At 64.7% G+C, this 4,375-nt stretch carries 4 protein-coding genes; 2 read left to right on the top strand and 2 right to left on the bottom strand.

The genetic code is table 11. From position 1 onward, the window contains the following. Positions 1–1,131: PBSX family phage terminase large subunit (locus tag P409_RS27745; RefSeq protein WP_034846026.1), on the top strand; the 1,131-nt coding region annotated here is incomplete at its 5' end. A gap of 200 nt (positions 1,132–1,331) precedes the next feature. Here the strand turns inward: P409_RS27745 and P409_RS27750 are convergent. After that, positions 1,332–2,879, bottom strand: coding sequence for a hypothetical protein (locus tag P409_RS27750; protein ID WP_152613574.1), 1,548 nt, complete (start codon positions 2,877–2,879; stop codon positions 1,332–1,334). A 368-nt stretch (positions 2,880–3,247) separates the two neighbouring features. After that, positions 3,248–3,754 carry a hypothetical protein gene (locus tag P409_RS27755; protein WP_152613575.1) on the bottom strand — a complete coding sequence of 169 codons (507 nt, stop codon included), beginning with the start codon at positions 3,752–3,754 and terminating at the stop codon, positions 3,248–3,250. Positions 3,755–4,046: 292 nt separating this feature from the next. Here P409_RS27755 and P409_RS27760 point away from each other — a divergent pair, with 292 nt between their 5' ends. Then, complete coding sequence (locus P409_RS27760; protein ID WP_034846031.1) at positions 4,047–4,298, top strand: hypothetical protein; 252 nt, start codon at positions 4,047–4,049, stop codon at positions 4,296–4,298. The last annotated feature ends 77 nt before the right edge of the window (positions 4,299–4,375 follow it).

The following is a 4,375-nucleotide window of genomic DNA, read 5'->3' on the forward strand; positions in this document are numbered from 1 at the left end:
GGCGCCTATGGCGGCCGCGGGTCCGGCAAGTCGCATGCCTTCGCCGAACTCTTGGTGCGGCGCTGCATCGAGGCGGCGCCGGTGCGCGCGGTGTGCATCCGCGAGGTGCAGCGTTCGCTCGACCAGTCGGTCAAGCGGCTGATCGAGGACAAGATCCAGGCGCTGGGCGTCGGCGCGCATTTCCGGGTGCGGGCCGACCGGATCCTGGCGCCCGGCGGCGGCCGGATCATCTTCCAGGGCATGCAGAACCACACGGCGGAGTCGATCAAGTCGCTGGAGGGCTACGACATCGCCTGGGTCGAGGAGGCGCAGGCGCTGTCGATCCGCAGCCTCGACCTGCTGCGCCCGACCATCCGCAAGAAGGGGTCGGAGCTGTGGTTCTCCTGGAACCCGGTGCGGGCGGACGACCCGGTCGACGCGCTGTTCCGCGGCGGGCCGCCGCCGCCCGGCTCCGTGCTGGTGCCGGTGAAATATTCCGACAACCCGCATTTCCCGGAGGTGCTGCAGGCGGAGATGGAGTGGGATCGGGCGCGCGACCCGGACAAGCACCAGCATGTCTGGCTCGGCGGCTATCGCACCCACAGCGAGGCCCGGGTGTTCGAGAACTGGCGGGTGGAGGCGTTCGAGACGCCGCCCGGCGCCCGCTTCCTGTTCGGCGCCGATTGGGGCTTCGCCCGCGACCCGACGGTGCTGCTGCGCTGCTTCGTCGAGGGCCGGACGCTGTTCGTCGACCACGAGGCCTATGCCGTGGGCTGCGAGATCGACCGGACGCCGGCCCTGTTCGACACCGTGCCGGGGTCGCGGTGGGGCCCGATCATCGCCGACAGCGCCCGGCCGGAGACGATCAGCTACATGCAGCGCCAGGGCTTCGGCGCCATCACCGGGTCGACCAAGGGTGCGGGGTCGGTGCAGGACGGCATCGCGTTCCTGAAGGCGCACGACATCCTGGTGCATCCACGCTGCCGCCACCTGATCGACGAGCTGGCGCTGTACAGCTACCGCACCGACCCGAAGACCGGCGTGGTCCTGTCCGAGCTGGAGGACCGCGAGAACCACGCCATCGACGCCCTGCGCTACGCCGTCGAGGGCCTGCGGCGGAGCAGCTATGACAGCTCGCTGAAATGGGTGTGAGGGGTGGTGGCGGAGAGGCGGGCAGTGCAGGGACGGGCTTTGGCTGGACGGCACGGACGGCTTGTCCCCTAAGCGGGCGTTCGGTTACCCGCGAGGCTCCTCCGGGCCGGACATCCGTGTCGCCGCAGCTAGTCTCGAAATCGAAGAGCAGGGCTTGAGCCGCTGTCCCCTAAACGACCAGACGCATGTTTCGTCAGGCGTCAAAATACAAATTCGCCGATATCAATGTCCTCCGGAAAGATCTCCGGCTCGCGCTCGACCTTAACGAAGTGCTTTTCAAAGGCGACAACCATGCTCGGGTCGCGGGTCTGCTTTATGATCGCCAACAGATCTGGACCAAGTTTCAGGTCAATCGTATAGCGGCTCGGCCGGATGTTCGCCTTGGCTTTGGCGAACAACTTCATCGACTCCTCGGATAGCGACGCGGTGGCCCAGAACTCGAAGGCTACCGGCAGGTTCTTCCAGTCGGGATGCTGTTTCAGCGCGGCATAGCAGGTCGGCACGTTGTGTTCGAGCCAGCGCTTGAACAGATCGTGGGGAATGGTCGCCCTGGGACTGTAACCCTTGCACTCAATTATTGTGATCTTCTGGTGCGGTCGCACAGCGACGACATCGGCTTCAGCCTCTTTGCCAGGTGTCTTGAAAATACGATTCAAGCTGACATCGGACGCCAGCGTCTGACGGGCCATTTCGGCAGCGAGATACTCGAATAGAGTGCCCCGCAGCTGGTTGGCCGCACCTTCAATCCTGCTAAGCTTACCAAACAGCTCATCGAACTGCTCAGGGTTGATGATCGAACGTGCGGCATTGAACAGCACGGAAATGAGCTGGGTAAGCGCTTCAGCCACCTCCTTACCGAACAGAGACTTTGGCGTCGCGGGAATGATCCCGTGGCGCTTGAGTAGGTCGAAAGCATCGCGATGGAAGCGGTTGGCGACCAGGATCTGCATGCATGGCCCGACCTTGCTGAGGCTGCGCAACGTCAAGCATTTGCGGATAAAGGGAGCGACGCCGGCCTGAGTCATGTCCGCGCCCAAATGGACGTCGCAGACGACAAAGCCGGGCTTGACCGTACCATCCGGCCCTTTGCGGACCATATGGCCGAGATAGCACGGTGCCGACAGGTCCCAGGCGAAGGTTCCCACTCGGGGTAGTGTATCGTCACCGCGAACCGCCACCTGCCCGAAGCTTGCAATGCCGAGCTTGCGCAGCCACTCTTTTACCGCCGTGAGCAGGATGTCCTCGGTGAGGAGGTGCGCACGCATCAGGTCAGCTATAGTTTCATAGCGCTCCCCTTCCTGGACAAATGCGATGCATTCGCCGACCCCCGGGAGCATGACCTTGGTCAAAAGCTTGGCGTCGGACAGCCGCTCGAAGATTGTGTCGGGCGAGAGTTGACGTTGCTGACGAAGCGGCGCACCGCACACCACAGGAAATTGCGACGCCGGCACGATACCGCCGCGCTGTCGAAGGGCGGCAATGGCGTAGCCATAGGCGGAGTTGGCCGAGATCAGCGCTTGCGCCAGACTCTCCCAATACCGAGGAGAGCCGAACTGCTGCTGGAGATAGAGGAAACGCACCTTATGCGGAAAGACGATCCCGGCCAGCCGCCGCACCTCGCCGCCCGCGCGTGAGACACGCTTTCGCGCTGCAGCCGGAATGAGGCGATAGGTGTCGACCAGATATTGCGCAACGTCGCTGGTGAGCGAGGGGCCATTGGTCGCAAGATAGTCAGTGATTGGATCCATACGGCACCCCATGTCACACAGCGCTATTAATAACAGGAGTACATGTGTGCCTCCCCCATTTTTTGCGCGACGGCAGAATGCATTGAATATAAAAGAAAAATTAACCCTCTTGAGGCTCGGATTTGGAGTGCTTGTCACAATCGTCGGCAACGATCCCGTCACACAGCCGCTAGTGAACTGCTGTTACCTGCGTTGCGCTGATGGGCGATCGGCCCCCCAATCGACGCGTGCCCGAGCCGGCAGCGCGGGAATTCGGCGACAGTGCACGAATTTCGCAGTTCGGCGACAGCGTCAGTGCCGCCCTGTACTGCTATCAAATTCACTAAATACACTGTCACCAATTCGCTCAGGTGATCGACGGGCAGGCCTCACTGACGCGCCAATGTCAGATTCGTCGTCACGCGCGACGCCCCCTGCCCTCCGCGATCCGTCACCAGGATCTGGAGCCGGTCCGGGGCCAGGCTGACGATCCGCATATCGGCCGTCATCTGGCCATTGACCGGCTGGGGCCAATTGATGAGGACGTCGATCGCCGGGCCGTCCAGCCGGCCGGTCAGCCGTGCCGGCCCGACCCTCGCCCCCGTATAGGTCCCGGTCACCCGGCCGGATCGGGGATCGACCGACAGGTCGGCGCTGACCGACCGCGAGAAGATCCAATAGGCCCGGCAGGTGCCGTCGAGCGCGATCCGGTCCGGCTGCCGCTGCAGCACCGTGAAGTCGCAGCTCACCTCGCGGGGCGCGGCATCCGGCCCGTCCGCGACCACGCCCTCGGCATTGAAGGCGCCGGTGTACCGGTCGAGAGGCGCGGCGGCGGCCGACGCCGCGAGCATCATGGCGACGCCGCCCGCCATGCATGAGAGCCAGGGACGAGGCATCTCCCATCTCCCTTGGACCACCAAGGCCACCTCATCGCATCGCCCGCCGGAAAGCAACATACAACGAGCCAAGAGTCGCCCCTGTAACACTGCGACGGTGTCGGGCGAACAGATCGTCGGGACGCTGTGAATTCGGTGACAGGGCATGACGACTACAGTTCGGCGGTGCGGCGGGACGCCCGACGGGCGGCACCCCGGGCCAACACCATCTAACAGCGGCTAACGGGCGAAACGCCGGCCGCTGCCCCATCTCATCTCCAGTTCCTCGCCACCGATATCCCGAGAACCGGATATGCTGCTGTTCCTGCTGGCCTATCTGGGCGGCGTGCTGACCATCGTCAGCCCCTGCATCCTGCCGGTGCTGCCCTTCGTCTTCGCCCGGGCCGACCGGCCCTTCCTGGGCAGCGGCCTGCCGATGCTGATCGGCATGGCCGCGACCTTCGCGATCGTCGCCACGCTGGCGGCGGTGGCCGGCGGCTGGGCCGTCGCCGCCAATGAAGGGGCCGAATCGCCGCCATCGTGCTGCTGGCGCTGTTCGGCCTGACCCTGCTGCTGCCGCATCTGGCCGACCGGCTGACCCGGCCGCTGGTGGCGCTGGGCGGCCGGCTGTCGCAATCCGCC

This window comes from Inquilinus limosus MP06 (assembly GCF_000767795.1).
GTDB classification, from domain to species: domain Bacteria; phylum Pseudomonadota; class Alphaproteobacteria; order DSM-16000; family Inquilinaceae; genus Inquilinus; species Inquilinus limosus_E.